General features: G+C 60.2%; 18 protein-coding genes and 1 pseudogene. 14 read left to right on the plus strand and 5 right to left on the minus strand.

Going from position 1 to position 19491, the window contains the following annotated elements; genetic code table 11:
- Positions 1-62: 62 nt before the first annotated feature.
- Complete coding sequence (gene glnT, locus AC0IXS_RS03105; protein ID WP_043305675.1) at positions 63-1397, minus strand: type III glutamate--ammonia ligase; 1335 nt, start codon at positions 1395-1397, stop codon at positions 63-65.
- Between the two features lie 289 nt (positions 1398-1686).
- On the opposite strand from glnT, the gene AC0IXS_RS03110 reads away from it, so the two are divergent.
- From AC0IXS_RS03110 to AC0IXS_RS03155, 10 genes and pseudogenes are all read left to right on the plus strand, one after another.
- Entirely contained in the window at positions 1687-2292 is a 606-nt protein-coding gene (locus tag AC0IXS_RS03110) for a helix-turn-helix domain-containing protein (protein ID WP_025994689.1), read from the plus strand.
- 526 nt (positions 2293-2818) lie between these two features.
- The gene (gene purU / locus AC0IXS_RS03115) at positions 2819-3685 is read left to right on the plus strand and encodes a formyltetrahydrofolate deformylase (protein WP_025994690.1); all 867 of its coding nucleotides are present in this window, start codon (positions 2819-2821) and stop codon (positions 3683-3685) included.
- Entirely contained in the window at positions 3682-4587 is a 906-nt protein-coding gene (gene folD, locus AC0IXS_RS03120; protein WP_057408825.1) for a bifunctional methylenetetrahydrofolate dehydrogenase/methenyltetrahydrofolate cyclohydrolase FolD, read from the plus strand. Before purU ends, folD begins: the two co-directional genes overlap by 4 nt.
- Positions 4569-5810, plus strand: a complete 1242-nt coding sequence (locus tag AC0IXS_RS03125; protein ID WP_122669235.1) for an FAD-dependent oxidoreductase — start codon at positions 4569-4571, stop codon at positions 5808-5810. Before folD ends, AC0IXS_RS03125 begins: the two co-directional genes overlap by 19 nt.
- Before the next feature lie 25 nt (positions 5811-5835).
- Positions 5836-6141 carry a sarcosine oxidase subunit delta gene (locus AC0IXS_RS03130; protein WP_025994693.1) on the plus strand — a complete coding sequence of 102 codons (306 nt, stop codon included), beginning with the start codon at positions 5836-5838 and terminating at the stop codon, positions 6139-6141.
- Positions 6138-9044 (plus strand): 2Fe-2S iron-sulfur cluster-binding protein, encoded by a 2907-nt coding sequence (locus AC0IXS_RS03135; protein ID WP_471823742.1) that lies wholly within the window; start codon positions 6138-6140, stop codon positions 9042-9044. Before AC0IXS_RS03130 ends, AC0IXS_RS03135 begins: the two co-directional genes overlap by 4 nt.
- Positions 9045-9047: 3 nt before the next feature.
- Positions 9048-9620 carry a sarcosine oxidase subunit gamma gene (locus AC0IXS_RS03140; RefSeq protein WP_057408823.1) on the plus strand — a complete coding sequence of 191 codons (573 nt, stop codon included), beginning with the start codon at positions 9048-9050 and terminating at the stop codon, positions 9618-9620.
- Between the two features lie 112 nt (positions 9621-9732).
- Complete coding sequence (locus AC0IXS_RS03145) at positions 9733-10506, plus strand: IclR family transcriptional regulator (protein WP_004888303.1); 774 nt, start codon at positions 9733-9735, stop codon at positions 10504-10506.
- A 330-nt stretch (positions 10507-10836) separates the two neighbouring features.
- Positions 10837-11763, plus strand: a pseudogene (locus AC0IXS_RS03150) (cache domain-containing protein); the annotation flags it as partial.
- 129 nt (positions 11764-11892) lie between these two features.
- Positions 11893-12621, plus strand: coding sequence for a methyl-accepting chemotaxis protein (locus AC0IXS_RS03155; RefSeq protein ID WP_371321615.1), 729 nt, complete (start codon positions 11893-11895; stop codon positions 12619-12621).
- 446 nt (positions 12622-13067) lie between these two features.
- On the opposite strand, the gene AC0IXS_RS03160 is transcribed toward AC0IXS_RS03155, so the two are convergent.
- A complete protein-coding gene (locus AC0IXS_RS03160) occupies positions 13068-13967 on the minus strand; it encodes a LysR family transcriptional regulator (protein ID WP_449125220.1) in 900 nt (299 codons plus the stop codon).
- Positions 13968-14077: 110 nt separating this feature from the next.
- On the opposite strand from AC0IXS_RS03160, the gene AC0IXS_RS03165 reads away from it, so the two are divergent.
- The gene (locus AC0IXS_RS03165) at positions 14078-14953 is read left to right on the plus strand and encodes an MBL fold metallo-hydrolase (protein ID WP_057410828.1); all 876 of its coding nucleotides are present in this window, start codon (positions 14078-14080) and stop codon (positions 14951-14953) included.
- A 63-nt stretch (positions 14954-15016) separates the two neighbouring features.
- Here AC0IXS_RS03165 and AC0IXS_RS03170 read toward each other — a convergent pair whose 3' ends face one another.
- Together AC0IXS_RS03170 and AC0IXS_RS03175 are read right to left on the minus strand one after the other, a co-directional pair.
- Entirely contained in the window at positions 15017-15334 is a 318-nt protein-coding gene (locus AC0IXS_RS03170) for an AzlD domain-containing protein (RefSeq protein WP_057411065.1), read from the minus strand.
- Positions 15331-16032: an AzlC family ABC transporter permease gene (locus tag AC0IXS_RS03175; RefSeq protein ID WP_057411064.1), complete on the minus strand. Its 702-nt coding sequence runs from the start codon at positions 16030-16032 to the stop codon at positions 15331-15333. The genes AC0IXS_RS03170 and AC0IXS_RS03175 overlap by 4 nt, the downstream gene beginning before the upstream one ends.
- 671 nt (positions 16033-16703) lie before the next feature.
- On the opposite strand from AC0IXS_RS03175, the gene AC0IXS_RS03180 reads away from it, so the two are divergent.
- The 3 genes from AC0IXS_RS03180 (at position 16704) to AC0IXS_RS03190 (ending at position 19236) form a co-directional block, all read left to right on the plus strand.
- A complete protein-coding gene (locus tag AC0IXS_RS03180) occupies positions 16704-17726 on the plus strand; it encodes an IS110 family RNA-guided transposase (RefSeq protein ID WP_122667755.1) in 1023 nt (340 codons plus the stop codon).
- A gap of 560 nt (positions 17727-18286) precedes the next feature.
- Positions 18287-18685 carry a hypothetical protein gene (locus AC0IXS_RS03185; protein ID WP_057410114.1) on the plus strand — a complete coding sequence of 133 codons (399 nt, stop codon included), beginning with the start codon at positions 18287-18289 and terminating at the stop codon, positions 18683-18685.
- A gap of 68 nt (positions 18686-18753) precedes the next feature.
- On the plus strand, positions 18754-19236 hold the full coding sequence (locus AC0IXS_RS03190) for a GNAT family N-acetyltransferase (protein ID WP_122669240.1): 483 nt from the start codon (positions 18754-18756) through the stop codon (positions 19234-19236).
- Positions 19237-19303: 67 nt separating this feature from the next.
- Here the strand turns inward: AC0IXS_RS03190 and AC0IXS_RS03195 are convergent, their stop codons facing one another.
- Entirely contained in the window at positions 19304-19429 is a 126-nt protein-coding gene (locus AC0IXS_RS03195; protein ID WP_081021808.1) for a hypothetical protein, read from the minus strand.
- Positions 19430-19491: the final 62 nt, after the last annotated feature.

Genomic DNA, 19491 nt, shown 5'->3' on the forward strand with positions numbered 1-19491 from the left:
TGGGCAGAGACGCCCCGCCCACCGGCAAGACGTCGAAAACGGTTGCTTGACGATCCGGCAGATCAGAAGAATTCGATGTAACGCTTTACTTCCCAATCGCTGACATGGCGGCTGTATTCCACCCACTCCATGCGCTTGAGGCGCACGAATTCGCCGACGATCTCATTGCCCAGCACTTCGGCGAACAACGGGTCGGCTTCCAGCGCATCGCAGGCTTCCTTGAGCGACTGCGGCAAGGTCTTGATGCCACGTGCCGCAATCTCTTCAAGGCTCAGCTTGTAGAGGTTCTCGTTGCAGACATGATCGATTTCCAGTTGGCGGTCGATACCGTCCAGGCCTGCGGCAATGATCGCGGCGCTGACCAGATAGGGATTGCAACCGGCGTCCGGCAGGCGAAATTCCAGGCGACCGTAAGGCACCCGCACCATGGCTGAACGGTTGTTGGCACCAAAGGCGATGAACGCGGGTGCCCAGGTCGCGCCTGACAGCGAGTTGCCCACCACCAGACGCTTGTAAGAGTTGACGGTGGGTGCAGCGAACGCACACAGCGCCGGTCCATGCGCCAGCAGGCCTGCGGCAAAGTGGTAGGCCATCTTCGACAATCCCATGCCGCTGGGGTCGCTGGCGTCGTGGAACAGGTTTTTGTTGCTGGCGCTGCCGATCGACAGGTGAAAATGCATGCCGTTGCCCGCGCGCTTGGGATCGGGCTTGGGCATGAACGAGCAGATCATGCCCATGTCGTTGGCGATTTCGCCTGCGGCCATGCGGAAAAAGGTGAAGCGATCGGCGGACTCCATCGCGTCGCTGTAGGTGTAATTGATCTCGAACTGGCCGTTGGCGTCTTCATGGTCAATCTGATAGATGTCAAAGCCGACGGGCTGCAATGCCTCGGTCAGGCGCTCAAGAAATTCCCGGGAGCGCGACAGACCCTTGTAGTCGTAGCAAGGCTTGTCGAGGTTGTCGCTGGCGTCGACCATTTGCAGGCTGCCCGCAGCATCGCGCTTGAACAGGCTGAACTCGGGCTCGAGGCCGGTATTGAGGGTCCAGCCACGCTGGGTCAGACGCTCGACCTGTTGCTGCAGCACGAAACGGCTGTCGTAGGGCCAGGGTTTGCCGTCCACATGCCCGATGCACACCACCCGTCCATACCCCGGCTGCCACGGCACCGGCGTCAGCGACGACAAATCGCCCTTGGCCATGAAATCAGGCCCGTGCGGCTCCATGCCCATGCCGCAGATGGCAAATCCGGCGAAACCGGCGCCGTCTTCAGCGACCATTTCCAACCCTGAGATCGGCACCGATTTGGTCTTCGACGAGCCATGAATGTCCACGAACTGAGCCAGCACGTATTTGATGCCGTGCTGTTCGATCAGACGTTGTGTTTCGGGTGGCAACATGAGACTTGTCTCCTGGCATGAGCAAAACGTTTCAGGTAGGAACCGCAGTTTCACCCTCCGCCGGTTTATATTCCGATCAGGAAAGTTACTTTCCCAATAGGAATGCAAAGCGCTTGCCAGTTTGGTATGCCAGAAGTCGAATGCGTCAGAGAGGGGAAATTCTGCTGTTTATATGGGAAACTCGTTTTCTCTCCGGGAATAAATCGCCCAACAGGCGGACGCGCTGCACATTCCCAGTGCGAAATAAAAATTAACGAGCGGAAACCGTGCACAGCCGATGACAGACCAGATGAACACGCCGAACGAGACCCCGCCCAAGCTCAAGCTTGAGCAATACCTGGGCATCCAGATCAAGCGTCAGCGTCAGGCTCAGGAACTGAAACTGGCCGATGTGGCCCGCATTGCCGGGATCAGCCAGGGCATGCTGAGCAAGATCGAGAACGCCCAGGTCTCTACCAGCCTCGATAACCTCAGCCGTCTCTGCGATGTGCTGGGCATGCCGATGTCCAAGCTGTTCAGTCAGTACGATCAACAAGGCAGCAGCGCCTTGCTGGTCAAGGCCGATGAAGGTCTGGAAGTGGTCAGGCGTGGCACGGAGAAAGGCCATACCTATCACCTGCTCAATCACACGCGAGGTCCGAAGAAGAGTTTCGAGGCGTACATGGTGACCATGGACGACGCGAGCGAAGAGTTCCCGACCTTCTCCCACCCCGGCACCGAGTTTCTGCATCTGCTGGAGGGCGAACTGATCTACCGCCACGGCAATCAGCTTTACCCGATGCAGGCGGGCGACAGCCTGACGTTCGACGGCGACATTCCCCATGGGCCGGAACAACTGGTGCAGGTGCCGATCAGGTTGTTGTCGATCATGAATTACGGCGCACAGGGAGAGTAGATCGCGCCACCTGAGCCATTCTGCTCGTTTCTGCGCTGCCCTTGAAGAACGCTGCGCCAACTCAATAAGCCTTGCATAGCCTGACCCACCTGGGACGCGGAGCGTCCCGGGAGGCATTACCACGCAGAGCGTGGTAACGATCATCATCACCCGACCCGACACTGATCGCGGGCTGCATGCCTACGCGATGGGCCCGATCATCTTCAGCCAGCACACTGATCGTTCCCATGCTCCAGCGTGGGAATGTCTCTCAGGACGCTCCGCGTCCGGTCTTGAATCCGAAGGTAGAGCATTACGGCTGCATGCCTACCCAGAGCAGTACACACGATTAAGGCACGCACCTAAATATTCCCCTCACTCAAGAAAGTTTCCAGAAACCTCTGGACGCTGCATTTCCTTTCGCCTATAAAACAGCCTTCTTGAATATTTAATTCCTGATAGGAATTTTTATTCATCCATCAAAACAGTTTTCACCCCTGAACATTTTTGCCTCACCGAGCTGCCGCCACCTTTCAGAGGACTGACCATGCAACACGAGAAGAACCATTTCATCCTGAAGATCAGTTGTCCGGCGACGTCCGGGATCGTGGCGGCAGTCACGTCGTATCTGGCAGGCAATCAGTGCTATATCGGTGAAATGGCCCAGTTCGACGATGAGTTCAGCGGTACGTTTTTCATGCGTGCGGTGTTTCGTTTCAATGACGGGCATGCGGGCGATATCGAGCAGCTAAAGGCCGGCTTCGATGCGGTAGCCAGTGATTTTTCGATGCAGTGGGAGCTGCACGATACGCGTCGGCCGATGCGCGTGCTGTTGATGGTCAGCAAGTTCGATCACTGCCTGACCGACCTGCTCTATCGCTATCACAAGGGCGAGATGGACATGACCATCACCGCCATCGTGTCCAACCACCTGGACCTGCGGCCGATGGCCGAGCGTGAGGGGATTCGATTTATCTATCTGCCGGTGACCAAAGACACCAAGGCCGAGCAGGAAGCGGCATTGATGAGAGTGGTCGATGAGACCGGCACCGAGCTGGTGGTGCTGGCGCGCTACATGCAGATTCTCTCCGACGACCTGTGCCGCCAGCTTTCGGGCCGGGCGATCAATATCCACCACTCCTTCCTGCCCGGCTTCAAGGGCGCCAAGCCTTATCACCAGGCCTACGAGCGAGGCGTAAAGCTGATAGGCGCCACAGCGCATTACGTCACCAGCGATCTGGACGAAGGTCCGATCATCGAGCAGGAAGTGCAGCGCGTCGATCACGTGTACCTGCCGGACGATCTGGTCGCAGCAGGCCGTAACACCGAAACCATCGCACTGTCGCGTGCCGTGAAATATCACCTGGAACATCGGGTGTTTCTCAACACTGACCGAACGGTGATTTTCCGATGAACCAGGCCCGACTCATTGATGGCAAGGCCTCAGCCGCCCAGGTGCTGCTACAGGTACGCGACGAGGTGCAGAGCCTCAAGGCCGAGGGTATTACACCGGCGCTGGCGGTCATTCTGGTGGGCGACGATCCGGCCAGCGAAGTCTACGTGCGCAACAAGATCCTGCGCGCCGAGGAAGCCGGAATCCGCTCATTGGAGTACCGCCTGCCCGCCGACAGCTCACAGGCCCGCGTGCTGGCGGTGATTGCCGGGCTCAATGCCGACCCGAGCGTGAATGGCATTCTGCTGCAACTGCCGCTGCCTGCACACATAGAAGAAGCCTGCGCGCTGCAGGCCATCGACCCGGCCAAGGACGTCGATGGTTTTCACAGCGAAAACGTCGGCGGTCTGAGTCAGGGCCGCGAGGTCCTGACGCCCTGCACACCCAGTGGCTGCATGCACCTGTTACAGGAAACCTGCGGCGACCTGACGGGCAAGCATGCAGTGGTGATCGGTCGCTCCAACATCGTCGGAAAACCCATGGCCGCCCTGCTCCTTCAGGCGCATTGCTCGGTGACCGTCGTGCATTCGCGCAGCATAAATGCCAAGGCCCTGTGCCAACTGGCCGACATTGTGGTCGCCGCCGTCGGCCGTCCGCGCATGATCGACTCCAGCTGGCTCAAGCCCGGCGCGGTGGTGATCGATGTCGGCATCAACCGCATTCAGGATCAGGGCCGCAGCCGACTGGTCGGCGACGTGGATTTCGACAGCGCCTTGAATGTGGCATCGGCCATCACCCCGGTGCCCGGCGGCGTCGGCCCGATGACCATCGCTTTTCTCATGAAAAACACCGTGACCGCTGCCCGCCAGCAGTCCCGTGCGCAACGCAGCCAATCGGAGGCCGTATGCCTTTCAATCTATTGAAATACGGGCTCAGCCCGGAGTACCCGGTCGATGTTGACCTGCCTGCGCCCAAGGAGCTGAAAAAGGCTTATGACGTGGTGATCATCGGCGGCGGTGGTCATGGCCTCGCTACGGCTTACTACCTGTCCAGATACCACGGCATCACCAACATCGCGGTGCTGGAAAAAGGCTATCTGGGCGGCGGCAATACGGCGCGAAACACCGCCGTGATCCGCTCCAATTACCTGACCAGCGAAGGCGTCCGGTTCTACGCCGAGTCGGTAAAAATGTTTCAGGGCCTGTCCAACGAATTCGATTTCAACATCATGTATTCCGAGCGCGGCCAACTGACCCTGGCGCATACCGACGCCACGGTGCGTTCGTTCCGCCAGCGTGCCGAGGTCAACAAGCATTTTGGCGGGCGCACCGAGATGATCGACCGCCAGCAGATTCGCGAACTGGTGCCCAGCCTCAACCTTGATCCCGGTCATCTGCCGGTGCTTGCCGGGCTGTGGCACATCGACGGCGGCACTGCGCGACACGATGCCGTCGCCTGGGGCTACGCCAAGCAGGCGGCCAAGCGGGGGGTGGAGATCCATCAGCTCACCGAGGTGCAGGAACTGGTGATCGAGAACGGCACCATCACGGCGGTCAAGACCAACCGAGGCACTATCCAGTGTGGCTGCGCCGTGCAGGCGGTCGCGGGCATGAGTTCGCAGATGATGAAAAAGGCCGGTATTCGCTCGCCGATCCAGACGTTCCCGTTGCAGGCCATGGTCACCCAGCCGTTCAAGCCGTTCCTCGACCCGCTGGTGAGCTCTTCGGCGCTGCATTGCTACGTGCAACAGACCAGCCGTGGCGAAGTGGTGTTTGGCGGCGGATCGGACCCGTACCCGCTGTTCAACACCCGCTCGACGCTTGATCTGAAGGAAAGCCTGCTGGCCCATGCCATCGAGATGTTTCCTTTTCTGGCCAACGCCAAGCTGATGCGCCAGTGGGCCGGGATCACCGACATGACCCCGGACTACAGCCCGATCATGGGCCTTTCGCCGGTGAAGAATTATTACCTGGACGCAGGCTGGGGCACCTGGGGTTTCAAGGCGACGCCCATCTGCGGCAAGACCATGGCCGAACTGGTCGCCAGCGGCGGCAAGGTCCCGGAGCTGATCAAGCCCTTCGCCCTGGAGCGGTTTTCCACCTTCCAGCAAGTCAACGAAATGGGCGCAACCGCAGCCAGCCACTGACCCGTTATCGAGTAAGGAGCAATACATGAAAATCATGACCTGCCCGCTCAACGGGCCACGCAACATCAGCGAATTCACCTACGGCGGCGAGTTCAAGCACATGCCTGACCCGCAGACCTGCAGTGACGCCGAGTGGGCCGATTACGTATTCAACAGCGAGGACACGCTGGGCGTGGTGCGCGAATGGTGGATGCACAACCCGTCCAGCTATTGGTTTCTGGCCGAGCGTCACACTGCAAGCGACCAGATCATCCGCACGTTCGATCCTCGGGAAGTGTTCACCGCCCGTATCGACTTCACACCGATGCCCGCCAAGGAGATCGCAGGATGAACACCCCCACCCGCCTGCCCGCGCCCATGGGTCTGCTGATCGACCGCAACCAGCCGCTCACTTTCAGTTTCGACGGCAAGACGTATCAGGGCCTGCAAGGCGACAGCATCGCCAGCGCCCTGCTGGCCAACGGTCGCTTTCTGCTCTCGCGCTCGTTCAAGTACCACCGCCCGCGCGGCCCGCTGACCATGGCCGGGCAAGACGCCAACAGCCTGATCCAGTTGCCCCACGAGCCCAACGTGATGGCCGACACGTTCGCGCTGCAGCAAGGCCTGCACGCCAGCGGACAGAACTTCAATGGTTCGCTGGATAACGACAAGGACGCGGTGCTGGGCAAGTTCTCGAAGTTCATGCCGGTCGGTTTCTACTATCGCTCGTTCTACAAGCCAAAAGGCATGTGGAAAATCTGGGAGCCGATCATTCGCAAGAAAGCCGGCCTGGGTGTGCTGGACCTGAAATTCCAGCCGGAGTATTACGACAAGGCCTACCTGTTCACTGATCTGGCAATCATTGGCGCCGGGCCAGCAGGCTTGCAGGCTGCTCTGACCGCCGCCAATGCCGGTGCCCAGGTGCTCCTGATCGAACAGCAGGCGATTCTCGGCGGCTCGCTGACTTACGCGCGTTTCGACCTAGAGGGTCAGCGCGCCGGGCAGGTACGCAGTGAGCTGGTCGAGGCAGTGGAAAGTCACGCCAACATCCGCGTGCTCAAGCAGGCGACCTGCAATGCATGGTTCACCGACAACTATTTGCCCGTGATTCAAGGCAAGCGCCTGTACAAGGTCCGCGCCACGCAGTGTCTGGTGTGCAGCGGCTCGTTCGATCAGCCGGTGATCTTTCGCAACAACGACCTGCCCGGCGTGATGCTGACCAGCGCCGTCCAGCGCCTGATGAAACTGTACGCGGTCAAACCCGGCAAACGCGCGGTAGTGCTGACCGGTAACGATGACGGTTATCTCGCCGCGCTGGACCTCAACGATCAGGGCGTGGACGTCGTCGCGGTTGTCGACATGCGCCCCCATGCATCCGATCGGGCACTGCAGAACGCCGTCGAACAACGCGGCATCACCTGCCACATGAACACCACGGTGTTCGAAGCGCTGCACGAAAAAGGCATGCGCCACATCAGCGGCGCGGACCTGCGCAAGATCACCGGCCAGGGACAGGTGGCGAACAGCGGCCTGACCGTCGAGTGCGATCTGCTGTGCATGTCGGGTGGTTACATGCCCGCCTACCAGTTGCTGTGTCAGGCGGGCGGCAGGCTCGACTATGACGACACCCAGGCCGAGTTCGCCATCAACGGTCTGCCGCAGAACCTGGGCATCGCCGGTTCCGTCAACGGCTGTCACGCGCTGGACAACGTGCTGGCCGACGCGACGCGCGCAGCCGCCGATGTGCTCAAGGCACTGGGCCTCACCTTTGACGGCACCCCACCTGCACTGCGCAGCGAAGCGCGGGTCAATTTTGCCTGGCCGATCTTCCCGCATCCCAAAGGCAAGGATTTCGTCGATTTCGATGAAGACCTGCAAGTGCGCGACATCGTCAACGCCACCCGGATCGGCTATCGCGACATTCAACTGGTGAAGCGCTACTCCACGGTCGGCATGGGCCCTTCGCAGGGTCGCCACTCGGCGCTGCCGACGGCACGTCTGGTCGCGGCTTCGACCCAGCGCAGTATCAGCGAAACCGGCGTGACCACAGCACGCCCGCCCTTCGAGGCTGAAAAACTGGCGCATGTGGCAGGCCGTGCCTTCGATCCATACCGACAAACGCCCATGCATCGCCGCCACGTTGAAGCGGGCGCGAAGATGATGCCTGCGGGCATCTGGCAGCGTCCGGCGTTCTACGGCAAACCGTCGCAACGCGATGCGTGCATGCAGGAAGAAGCTGTGCATGTGCGCAACAAGGTCGGGATCATTGATGTGTCGACACTCGGCGGGCTGGATATCCGTGGGCCGGACGCCGCTGAACTGCTCCAGCGCATGTACACCTTCGCGTTTCTCAAGCAGCCGGTTGGCCGGTCGCGCTACGCCCTGATGACCAATGAACAGGGCGTGGTGATCGACGACGGCGTCTGTGCGCGCTTTGCCGAGCAGCATTTCTACGTGACCGCGACCACCAGCGGCGTGGATCGCATCTACCAGCAGATGCTCAAGTGGAACGCCCAATGGCGTCTGAATGTGGACATCACCAACGTCACGGCAGCGATCTGTGCGGTCAATGTGGCAGGTCCCGACTCGCGCAAGGTACTGGAGCAGGTGTGCAACGATCTGGATCTGTCTTCGGAAGGATTCCCCTATCTGGGCGTGCGTCAGGGCACGGTCGCTGGTATCAAGGCGCGCCTGCTGCGGGTCGGTTTCGTCGGTGAGCTGGGTTATGAGATCCACGTAGCGGCGCGTCACGGGCTCAAGCTCTGGGACACCCTCATCGAAGCGGGTCGTGTCTTTGACATGCGCCCGTTCGGTGTTGAAACCCAGCGTCTGCTGCGTCTGGAAAAAGGCCATGTGATCATCAGCCAGGACACCGACGGCATGACCCACCCGGCCGAAATCGACATGGGCTGGGCGGTGAGTCGGACCAAACCCTTCTTCGTCGGCCGTCGTTCGGTAGACATCCTCGAAGCCCAGCCACAGAAACGCAAGCTGGTGGGCTTCACCCTGTCCAAGGCCAGTCCGCAGCCGCTCGAAGGCCATCTGGTGCTCAAGGGGCCGGACATCAGCGGCAACGTTACCTCCTGCGAATACTCGCAGACACTGGGCAGGATCATCGGGCTGGCCTACGCCGCGTTCGACCAGAGCACGCCCGGCCAGCAGATTCCGATTCGCGTCGAGGACGGCGTGGTGGTTCAGGCCACCGTGGTGAAACTGCCTTTCTTCGATCCCGACAATCAGCGCCAGGAGCTTTGAACCATGACCAGCCTTACTGCAGAACGCTCTGTTGGACTTGACCCGATGCCGCTGTGCACGCTGGAGGACCTGACCGACCTGCCACGCGTCGGCTTTCGCGGCACCGACAGCGCCGCCTACCTGACTGCACGCGGCTTCAGCCTGCCCGACGTGCCCAACCGCGCTGTGACCCAGACAGATGGCAGCCACGTGGCGCGCCTGTCCCAGACCGAATACCTGCTGTTGGGCAGCGCGCAGGATCAAGGCCAACGCATCGCCGATGAAGAAGCCAGCTGGGAGATGGACCACAACGCCAACCACTTGCTGCCACGCGAAGACAGCCACGCGTGGCTGCAACTGAGCGGGGTGTGCATCAGCGAGGTGATGGCCAAGCTGTGCGGCGTCGACCTGCGCGCGCAGGCGTTCCCGCCTGGCGCCGTGGCCCAGACCTCGGCGGCGCGTATCAACGTGATCGTAGTGAATGTCGGGGCGCGGTCGGTGCCGTGTTTCCAGATCCTGTTCGACCGCGCATCGCTGGCGTACTTCAAGGATGCTTTGCTGGATGCGATGGCAGAGTTTGATGGGGTGAGTGTCTGAGCGCGCTGTGGGCTGCATGGCCACGCGGAACGATGGGCACGATCAGTGTTGAGGCTGATGTGTGTTTAACGACGAGCGCAGAGCGTGTGCCGTATCAACTGCGGGGCTATCCATGACTGACACGACTGAAAAGGACACCGATTACATCGTCCCCGCCCTGGCCCGCGGGCTGAGCGTGCTGGGCATGTTTTCAGCGCAGACCCGCTCACTCGGCATGCACGATATCGCCGAGCGACTGGGGGTCAGCACGTCGGCGGTGTACCGGATTCTGTTCACCCTGACCGACATGGGCTATCTCGACAAAAACGGCACGCAGTACGAACTGGGGGCGCGGGTGATCAGTGATGGTTTCAGTTATCTGGCCAGCCGCGACATTGTCGACGTCGCGATGCCACACCTGAACCGGCTGCGTGACCAGTCTTCGCTGTCCTGCCACCTGAGCATTCGTGAGCAGACCGACAGTCTGTACCTCTACCGGGCGTTCGCTGCGCAGCGTCTTTCGGTGAATGTTCCGGTCGGGACTCGCATCGCCTGCCACTGCACGGCCATGGGTCGCATGCTGCTGACGGCACTGGATGACGCTGAGCTGAGCAGGCTTTATCAGCACATTCGTCTGGACGACTACCCTGCCCCGGCACCGCGCACGCTGCCTGAACTTCAGGCAATGACGAGGCAGGACCGCGAACGCGGCTGGGTTCTGCACCGCTCGGACTATTCGACTGCCATTGCCACGTCGATCAAGGACCATGCGGGCAAGATCACGGCGGCCATCAACCTGTCCGGCCCGGACGCCATCATGGACCCGGATGGCGCGCGGGAGCGATTTCAAGACCTTCTACTGGCGTGCAGCGAACGCATCAGCAGTGAGCTGGGTTACCGCCCCTGATCCAGAAACGACACAAATGCCTGATAGCGTCACCCTGCTTAAAGAATCCAGGCCAGACGCCGAACTGCTAATGGTAGACCATCAGACAGCGCTTCCGGGTGATGACTGGGTTCGACAGACTGCGCACAGATGCAGCGCCCAACACACGGTTGTAATGGACACTCCGGAGCTCACATGAACATCAAACAGAAGTTGACCTGGGCATTCGCAGTCATTGCGTGCCTTCCGATCATTGTGGTGGCAACGATTGTCGTCGTGAATCTGCGCGACGAGGCGACCAAGGATTTTGTAGACGGCAGCGGGCGCGAGATTCGTCAGGTCGATAACGCCATGCAGCTGTTTTTCGACGGCATCACCCAGAACGTCAACTACATCGCCGCGCACCCGCTGATCGCCGGTGCCAGCGACGACTTCAGAAACTACATGGGCGCAGCCGCGACAGCGCAGTCGGAAAATGACAGGCAGGCCACCGAGCTGTTCGCCAGCATCGCCAAGGCGCACCCGGCCTACTCCTACGTGTCCTACGGCCTGATCAACGGCAGCTACATCATGACGCCGGAAGACCCGAGGATGAGCAACTACGACCCTCGCGTCCGCCCTTGGTACAAAACGGCAATGGCCAACGTCGGCAAAACCGTGCGCAGCGATGCCTATTACTGGGCCGCCGACGACGCGGTGCTGGTCAGCACCATCCGCGCGATTCCCAACAAGCTCGGCAACCCCGGCGGCGTGGTCAACATCGACGTGTCGCTCAAACAGCTGACCAACATCGTCAAACAGATCAAGCTGGGCGAAAGCGGCTATCTGATGTTGATGGAAAAGAACGGCACCGTGCTGGTCGATCCCAAGCAGCCTGAGCACAACTTCAAGAAGCTGGGTGAACTGGGCGACGGCTTTGCCGAACTGGCCAAGACCAGCAGTGGACTGGTGGAACTCACCCTCAACGGTGAGCGCTACATGGCCAACGTCTACCCGTCCGATCAGTTGGGCTGGAACTTCATCGGCCTGATCAGACAGGACGAAGTCATGGCCTCGGCCACGCGTCTGACCTGGCTGATCGGCGTCATCGCTGCCGTGCTGGCACTCGTGTTTGCCATTGTCGGTGCCAGCTTCGCCAGAGTCATCGTGCGTCCGATCCACAGCGTCTCGACCGGTCTGGAAGGCATCGCTGAGGGCGAAGGCGACCTGACCCATAACCTGACCGTGCGCGGCAACGACGAAACCGCGCAACTGGCAGGCTGGTTCAACAAATTCCTGACTGCGATTCGCAGCCTGATCCAGCACATCGGTCAGGCCGCGCACAAGATTCTCGAGGCGTCGCACAGCTCCACTCGCGTGTCCAACGACATGGCCGAAGCGGCAGGCCGTCAGCGTGAAGCAGTGGACATGGTGTCTACAGCGTTCCATGAGATGGTCGCGACCTCCAACGAAGTCGCCCGCTCCTGCAGCCAGGCCGCCGATTCGGCCGACAGCGGTCAACAGCAGGCCCGTGAAGGTCAGCGCCAGATCGACGATGCCGTGCGCAGCGTCGATCAACTGAGCGAGGAAATCGCCCGCTCGGCCAAGGACGTGACGCAACTGGAGAAAGACAGCATCGACATCCAGTCGATTCTGGCCACCATTCGCTCGATTGCCGAACAGACCAACCTGCTGGCGCTCAACGCAGCCATCGAAGCCGCGCGTGCCGGTGAACAGGGTCGCGGATTTGCCGTGGTAGCTGACGAGGTTCGCGCGCTGGCCAAGCGCACTGCCGACTCGACGGCCGAGATCGACACACTGTTGGGCAACCTCGCCAAGCGCACCAAGTCCGTGGCGCAGCAGATGAATGCGAGCCTGGATGTTTCGCAACAGTCGGTGACCAAGATCGGCCAGGCCCGCAGCAGCTTCGGCCAGATCCGCGAGTCGGTGGACGTCATCCGCGACATGAACACCCAGATCGCGACCGCCGCCGAAGAGCAGCATCAGGTGGCCGAGGACATCAACCGCCACATCAGCCAGATCCATGGTGATGCGCAACTCATCGCCACCCTGTCCGACTCGGCCCGCGCCGACTCCAGCAGCCTGGCCTCGCTGTCCAACGAGCTGGATGCACTGGTGCGCAAGTTCAAGACGTGATGGCAAGGGCATCTGGAAAACGCCAGCGCCCACGAACACTGCGTGATTGATTGAGGGCACGCGCTTTTTGTGGGAGGCGGCTTGCCGGCGATAGCTTCAGTTCTGTCACAGGCATGTCGCCTGAGAAAACGAATCGCCGGCAAGCCGCCTCTTGTCAAACTCTCTGTAATTTACTGATGTGCACGCGCGCGTGCTTCTGCCCGAAGGGCGTAGGAGCTCTCGGAGGTTACGACGGCAGCGATGGGCTGCGCAGCGGCCCTGAGGCCACATCTGGAATACCGCGTGTGCAGGTTTTGCTGCCGGTTCCCGGCAGATCGCGGGCAAGCGCGCTCCTACGGTCTGTGTTTGCCACGCGAAAACTCATACGTCGAAGATATGGTGAGACGTTTGCTCCAACGCAGCGGATGTAAATACTCGGGCATCAAGCAATGGATGCCTCCACCCACCTACCCCCGCAACAAAACTTCCTCCCCGAACCATCCCGCCAGAAAATCCAGCATGGTGCGCAAGGTCGCCGACTGGTGCTGACGCGAGGTATAGATGCCGTGCATGCCCAGCGTACGGGGTTGGTAGTCAGGCATCAGTGCGACTAGCTTCCCACTGGCCAGCAATGGCGCTGCCGAGTGAACCGGCTGCAGGGTGATCCCCGCACCTGCCGCTGCCGCTTCCAGCAGTACCACCGAGTCATTGGCGCTGAGATTGCCGCCCACCGGCACACTCAGTGGCTGTTCGAGGCGGACGAACTCCCAAAGGCTCTTGCCGAAGTAGGAATAGGTCAGGCAATTATGGCTGCTCAACTCCTGCGGGCGTAACGGCGTGCCGTGGGCGGCCAGATACGCGGGCGAGGCACACACGACCGAATCGCAGGTTCCCAGCGGGCGGGCAATGAGGTTGGGGTCCAGTTGATTGGTGATGCGAATCGCCAGATCGATGCGCTCGCCCACCAGATCCACCGCCTGATTGCCGATCAGCAAATCCACAGACGTGCCGGGATAGCGCTGCAGGTAAGCCGTGACTGCCGGTGCCAGCACCGCCTGCGCCAGCGATTGGGAACAGGCAATGCGCAACATGCCACGCGGCTCGTCTACCTGTGTATCGGCCGCCAGCGGCATGGCATCGGCCAACTCCAGGAGCTGCTGACAGCGTACCAGCGTTACCTGACCGGGCGCGGTCAGGCCGAGCTTGCGCGTGGTGCGGTGCAGCAGGCGTGCGCCCGCCCAGGTTTCCATTTGCGCCAGATAGCGCGTAACCATGGCCCGGGACATGTCCAGCGAGTCGGCGGCAGCGATCAGGCTGCCCCGCTCGTTGATGGCAATGAACACCCGAGCCGCCATGATGCGATCCATGATTCGTCCGATCCAGGCAACCGATAGTTGCCAATAGTGGGGCTTTTGTTTCACTTCAAGCAACCTAAGATAAGGCCACTCCCGTTATGCCACTCGAAAAGGTCGTCCCCATGTTGCGCAGTGCCCTGTTCGCTCTCTCCTTCGCCACTCTTTTTCCGCTGGCCGCCCAGGCCGCCGATCCGCTGAAGATCGACGTCTACAACCCGGCCGAAAAAGCCATCTTCCCGGTCTCCTCCGAACTGATCACCGGCCAGCATGATGCGGTGCTGATCGACGCCCAGTTCCAGCGCAACGATGCCGAAGCGCTGGTGCAGAAGATCAAGGCCAGCGGCAAGAAACTCACCACCGTGTACATCAGCCACAGCGATCCGGATTACTACTTCGGTCTGGACGTGATTCAGGCAGCGTTCCCGGAGGCGAAGATTGTCGCCAGCGAACCGACCGTGAAAGCCATCAAGGCATCGATGCAAGGCAAGCTGGCCTACTGGGGTCCGATCCTCAAGGACAACGCGCCGGCCAAGCTGGTCCTGCCTGAAGTGCTCAAGGGCGATCATCTGACCCTGGAAGGCCAGCCACTGGAAATCAAGGGTCTGCAAGGCCCGGCACCGCAACGCAGTTACGTGTGGATTCCGTCGATCAAGGCCGTTGTCGGTGGCGTCGTGGTGTCCAGCGGCATTCACGTCTGGGTCGCCGATACCCAGACGCCGAAATCCCGTCAGGACTGGCTCGCCGCACTCAAGGGCATCGAAGCCTTGAAGCCGACCACTGTCATTCCGGGCCACTATCTGGGCGAGGTGCCTGAAGGGACCAAGGCTGTCACGTTCACCGCCGACTACCTCAAGTCTTTCGAGGAGCACGCTGCCAAAACCAGGGATTCAGCCGCGCTGATCGACGCCATGAAAAAAGCCTGGCCACAACTGGCAGAGCCGAGTTCGCTGGAGCTGAGCGCCAAGGTGATCAAGGGCGAGATGAAGTGGCCGAACTGATCTGATCAGTCGCTGGTGCGCTTCACGCTGGCAGGCTGCTGTTATCGCAGCCTGCCAACGCGGCTACACCGCAAACAGCCAGCGAAATGCGTAGAAGCAGCCCATGCCCAGCGCCACACTGGTCAGCACTCGTTTTGTCCAGAGCATCAGGACGATGGTGCACAATGCACCCAGCAAGTACGGATTGGTCAGACTCAGCTCCAGCCGGTGTTCAGGCAGAAAGATGATCGGTCCACAAATGGCGGTCAGCATGCCGGGCACGGCGAAGCCGAGAAAATCCCGTGCATTGCGCCCCAGCGTGAACGGCAGGCGCGGCTCCAGAAACACATAGCGATTGAAAAACACCGCCAGCCCCATTCCAATGATCACGGCAAAGATCATGGTGCCTCCTGCCCCAGCGCGCGTTTGACGACGAAGCCTGCGGTCATGCCCGCAATTCCGGCCAGCACCAGCGCCGCACTCCAGTGCCAGTAGCTGAACAACACCGAGCAGAACAGCGAAACGGCCACGCATACCACCACCGGCAGATTACGCACCAGCGGCGTGACCAGGGCGATGAAGGTGGCGATGATCGAGAACTCCAGCCCCAGATGTTCCAGCCCCGGAAAGCTGTTGCCCAGCACGATGCCCAGAAAGGTGAACAGGTTCCAGATCAGGTAGAACGTCAGCCCGACGCCGAGGGCGAACCAGCGATTGAACGACGCGCCACCGTGCTGGCTGTTAAGGGCAAAGAATTCGTCGGTCAGCAGAAAGCCCAGGCTCATTCGCCAGCGCAACGGTAGCGGTGAGAGCGTCGGACGCATGTGCAGCCCGTAGAGCAGATGCTGGGAGGTCAACAACAGCGTCGTCAGCAGAATCGAGCCGATCCCCGCCCCGCTTTTCAGCATGCCGATGGCGACGAGTTGCGCAGCGCCGGCAAACACTATGACTGACAGCCCCTGGCTTTCCAGCGGTGTGAGATTGGCTTCCAGCGCCAGAGACCCGGCCAGCAGGCCCCATGGCGCACAGGCCAACGACAGCGGCATGACCGCAATCGCGCCCTGGCTGAACGCCTGATAAGCAGATGAAGAACGAAACATGAACAACCGCATGACCGATTATGGGGCAACAACTTTCGCAGAATCCCGAGCGCACGTCTTGAACATTCTTGCGGGTTGCGATGGTTGGGTGGTGCGTGCAGATCGGCATTCCCACGCGGAGCACTCAGCGTTATATACACGTCTGCCTCAACACTGATCGTGCCCATCGCTCCGCGTGGGCATGCCTCCCGTGACGCTCCGCGTCACACATGGCACAGACTATGGATTCAGTGAGCCGAGCGCATGACGTGGATAACGCTGGAGCTTGGCCACATCATCTGCGCCACATTCAAGAGCGGACGCGGAGCGTCTTGGGAGGCGTTACCACGCAGAGCGCTCATCGTTATACACAAATCATCTGGCTATCCGGAGAGACAGCGGCACTGATGCGCTTTTGTACCGCGATGTCATGAACACCGCAGATCGCGACGTGGGTGAAGGCTGAGTCCTGGCGCTGATTCGGGGGGCAATCGGCATGGATGCCGATTGAGCTGCAGTGGGCCATGGATGGCCCATTTGCAGCGACCCCCGAATCAGTGTCAGGACGAAGGAACCCCGGCGAAGCCGGGGCCGGAACCGGAGCATGGGGGTAATGAGATGGTCAGCCCGATCCGAGAAACCCGGAGTGTCTACACTTTCCGGGTTTCTCTCTAACGTCGAGGAGATCGCTCATGAACAACGGCCTCAAACTTTTAGGCATCGACATTGGTAAAAACAGTTTTCACCTCATAGGTCATGATGCAGGCGGCCACCAGGTACTACGCAAGTGCTTCAACCGCAATCGCCTGCTGCAGTTTGCGGCTCAGATTGAACCTTGCACCATTGCAATGGAGTCGTGCGGTGGCTCTCACTGGCTTGCCAGAAAACTCGCCTCGCTGGGGCATCGGGTGAAGTTGATTGCTCCGCAACATGTGAAGCCCTATGTGACGGGCAACAAGAATGACTTCATTGATGCCGAAGCCATTTGCGAAGCGGCCTCCAGACCACGTACCCATTACGTTGCCGTCAAGACTGCAGAGCAGCAGGTACTTTCTGTACAACATCGTCTTCGCGAGTCACTGGTTTGCCACCGTACTGAAGCCATCAACAGGGTGCATGGTTTTTTGCTTGAGTTTGGAATTGCCTTGCCCGCCACCAAGGCAGCGATCGCCAAAGTGCCTGAGCTGATTGACAATTCACGTAGCGACCTGCCGCTTCAGCTCAAAAGGATAATGGAGCATTTACTGGAGGATATTCGGCGTCTTGATGCAGAGATCAAGGCGTGTGATGTGCAAATCAAGCAGCAACTGGCGCAAGACGATGCCGGCACACGGCTGATGACTATTCCTGGCATTGGACCTATCACCGCCAGCGCACTTGTAGCGGATCTGGGAGACGCTTCCAACTTCAAGACTTCACGAGACCTTTCCGCTTTTCTAGGACTGGTTCCCAGACAGTTCTCTACAGGCGGGAGACCCGTATTGCTGGGTATCAGCAAGCGCGGTGACAGGCGCATGCGAACCCTGCTGGTGCAAGGGTCTCGAGCGCTCATGATTCGAATAGATCGACGCGAGGATGCCCTTGGGCAGTGGGTAAGAAACTTGTTGGCACGCAAGCATCCGAACAAGGTGGCATGTGCCTTAGCGAACAAGCTGGCAAGAATCGTATGGGCGGTGCTCAGACGAGGCGGCACCTACAACGCGTCAATGATCTGAGTAAAACGTAGACATACCGGCTTTTGCTACGCAGTGATGATGACGATAAACAGCTCATGGCCTGACTGAGAACCTGATAGGCAAAGCAGCCTTCGAGGCTTTAGGGGTTTTTGAGGACAGTTGGGCGGCGAATACTCATCAAGGGCCGGGCAGCGAGATTGCCCAGAATGAGCCCGGATACATTAGCGCAAGCATGCTTTACCGCTCATCGAACTGCGATTGCAGGAGGTGGGCTGACCATACATTTGCCTACTTTGCCCCGTCAAAGTAGGTCGCCGAGGGGCGAAAAGGTGACTGGAGCCAAGCGCTCGGCTCACTGAATCCGCAATCTGTGCCATCTGTGACGCGGAGCGTCACGGGAGGCATGCCCACGCGGAGCGATGGGCACGATCAGTGTTGAGGCAGACTTGTGTATAACGATGCTCCGCGTCGGCATGCAACGCTGGACGCTCTGCGTCCCATCGGGTCGGTTCACTTAACTGTTTCAGGAGCCCGCGCCACGATAAAAGGCCTGATGCACCTATGGTCAGACGCCTCGCACAATGGCTATGCTGCGCCCTATGAATGCATCGCTTCCCACCCGAAACCCTTGCCCACCCGGCGTCTGCGATTGCGAACGGGATCGGCTCGATGCGCCTGACGCCGACCGGCGGATTCTGCTGCTGACCCGCGATCAGGAGAAGCGTCTGCTTGAGCGTCTCGCGGCCATCACCAGCCTGGGCGATCTGGAACATGTGCTGCGCAAGATCGAAACGCAACTGGGCGTCCGTGTAGAGGTCATGCCGGGCTTCAACGAGGTGCGCACGATGCGCGGCATCAATATAGTCGTCGAGCAGAAAATCGGTGTCTGCCGCAAGACTCGCCAATCCATTCCCGCTGCCATCAGGCGGGCGCTGGAAGCCAACCCGCACATCGCCTGGCAATTGCTCAACGCCAACGACCTGCTGCGCGACGCCTGACTACCGGACTGTCGAACGATGCGGCTATCATGCCGCGCCATCATCCTGCAGCCTGCCAAGGAGTCCCTGTGTCCCTCACCATTCGCCCCGCCACTGCCGCCGACGCCAGCCAGATTCTGGCGTTCATCACCGAACTTGCGATCTACGAACGTGCCGGGCATGAGGTCAAGGCCAGTGAAGAGGACATTCAGCGCTCACTGTTCGCAGACAACGCACCCGCCAAAGCGCTGATGTGCCTGTACGACGACAAGCCCATCGGGTACGCCGTGTATTTTTACAGCTACTCCACCTGGCTCGGTCGCAACGGCGTGTATCTGGAAGACCTGTACATCACACCGGAACAACGCAGTGTCGGTGCTGGACGCAAACTGTTGCGACACATTGCCCGCGAAGCGGTAGCCAATGACTGTGGCCGTCTGGAATGGAGTGTGCTGGACTGGAACGAACCCGCCATCAAATTCTACGAAGCCATCGGCGCAGCGCCGCAGGATGAGTGGGTGCGCTATCGGATGGAAGGCAGTGTCCTGCGCGATTTCGCAACGGGCGAATGATCGTCAGACGCCGCTCAACGAAAACGCCCGGTCTGTGAAAGACCGGGCGTTTTTGTGAAGACAGGTTTCAGCAGACACCGGGCGGAATGCCTCCTTTGTTGAAGTCCTTCAGGCGTTCCTTCTCCTCGGGCGTCGAGTGCGCAGGCACGTCGTCGCGAGGTTCCGGTTTCTTTTCATCTTTCTTGTCAGTCATCGTCAGATGCTCCACTCGTGGCTGTCAACGTAAGGCCACGTGCACAGCGTTCGGTTCAGATT

It is taken from the genome of Pseudomonas sp. AC016 (genome assembly GCF_979253365.1).

Coding starts and splice junctions, on each gene's coding strand:
- AC0IXS_RS03185 (WP_057410114.1), top strand. CDS start 18,287: ATGAATGCATCGCTTCCCACCCGAAACCCTTGCCCACCCGGCGTCTGC.
- AC0IXS_RS03170 (WP_057411065.1), bottom strand. CDS start 15,334: ATGATCTTTGCCGTGATCATTGGAATGGGGCTGGCGGTGTTTTTCAAT.
- AC0IXS_RS03125 (WP_122669235.1), top strand. CDS start 4,569: ATGCCTTTCAATCTATTGAAATACGGGCTCAGCCCGGAGTACCCGGTC.
- AC0IXS_RS03160 (WP_449125220.1), bottom strand. CDS start 13,967: ATGGATCGCATCATGGCGGCTCGGGTGTTCATTGCCATCAACGAGCGG.
- AC0IXS_RS03155 (WP_371321615.1), top strand. CDS start 11,893: ATGGTGTCTACAGCGTTCCATGAGATGGTCGCGACCTCCAACGAAGTC.
- AC0IXS_RS03145 (WP_004888303.1), top strand. CDS start 9,733: ATGACTGACACGACTGAAAAGGACACCGATTACATCGTCCCCGCCCTG.
- AC0IXS_RS03165 (WP_057410828.1), top strand. CDS start 14,078: ATGTTGCGCAGTGCCCTGTTCGCTCTCTCCTTCGCCACTCTTTTTCCG.
- AC0IXS_RS03180 (WP_122667755.1), top strand. CDS start 16,704: ATGAACAACGGCCTCAAACTTTTAGGCATCGACATTGGTAAAAACAGT.
- AC0IXS_RS03140 (WP_057408823.1), top strand. CDS start 9,048: ATGACCAGCCTTACTGCAGAACGCTCTGTTGGACTTGACCCGATGCCG.
- purU (WP_025994690.1), top strand. CDS start 2,819: ATGCAACACGAGAAGAACCATTTCATCCTGAAGATCAGTTGTCCGGCG.
- AC0IXS_RS03130 (WP_025994693.1), top strand. CDS start 5,836: ATGAAAATCATGACCTGCCCGCTCAACGGGCCACGCAACATCAGCGAA.
- folD (WP_057408825.1), top strand. CDS start 3,682: ATGAACCAGGCCCGACTCATTGATGGCAAGGCCTCAGCCGCCCAGGTG.
- AC0IXS_RS03135 (WP_471823742.1), top strand. CDS start 6,138: ATGAACACCCCCACCCGCCTGCCCGCGCCCATGGGTCTGCTGATCGAC.
- AC0IXS_RS03175 (WP_057411064.1), bottom strand. CDS start 16,032: ATGTTTCGTTCTTCATCTGCTTATCAGGCGTTCAGCCAGGGCGCGATT.
- AC0IXS_RS03195 (WP_081021808.1), bottom strand. CDS start 19,429: ATGACTGACAAGAAAGATGAAAAGAAACCGGAACCTCGCGACGACGTG.
- AC0IXS_RS03110 (WP_025994689.1), top strand. CDS start 1,687: ATGAACACGCCGAACGAGACCCCGCCCAAGCTCAAGCTTGAGCAATAC.
- glnT (WP_043305675.1), bottom strand. CDS start 1,397: ATGTTGCCACCCGAAACACAACGTCTGATCGAACAGCACGGCATCAAA.